Raw genomic sequence first — 540 nt, 5'->3', positions numbered from 1 at the left:
CCGGGTCCTAAGCAAAGTCCGAAAGGGGTATGCGATGGAAAATTGGTTAATATTCCAATGCCAACTATTATGTGCGATGGAAGGACGCTTAGAGTTAAAGGAGCCAGCGGATGGAAGTGCTGGTCGAAAGGTGTAGGTTGAGTTACAGGCAAATCCGTAACTCTTTATCCGAGACCCCACAGGCAGACAAAGTTCTTCGGAACAGCGTTTGAATCCTTGATACTGTCGAGCCAAGAAAAGTTTCTAAGTTTAGTAATAGTTGCCCGTACCGTAAACCGACACAGGTGGGTGGGATGAGTATTCTAAGGCGCGTGGAAGAACTCTCTTCAAGGAACTCTGCAAAATAGCACCGTATCTTCGGTATAAGGTGTGCCTAGCTTTGTTAAGGATTTACTCCGTAAGCAAGGAAGGTTACAACAAAGAGTCCCTCCCGACTGTTTACCAAAAACACAGCACTCTGCTAACTCGTAAGAGGATGTATAGGGTGTGACGCCTGCCCGGTGCTCGAAGGTTAATTGATGACGTTAGCTCTGCGAAGCG

1 rRNA gene is annotated in these 540 nt (G+C 47.0%); it reads left to right on the top strand.

Annotation, left to right across the window (positions count from 1 at the left end):
* Nucleotides 1-540: ribosomal RNA gene (locus CDOM16188_RS11120) — 23S ribosomal RNA — on the top strand; the annotation flags it as partial.

This window comes from Campylobacter sp. RM16188, assembly GCF_012978795.1.
In the GTDB taxonomy this organism is placed as follows: domain Bacteria; phylum Campylobacterota; class Campylobacteria; order Campylobacterales; family Campylobacteraceae; genus Campylobacter_A; species Campylobacter_A canis.
This window is presented reverse-complemented; position numbering and strand designations above follow the sequence as displayed.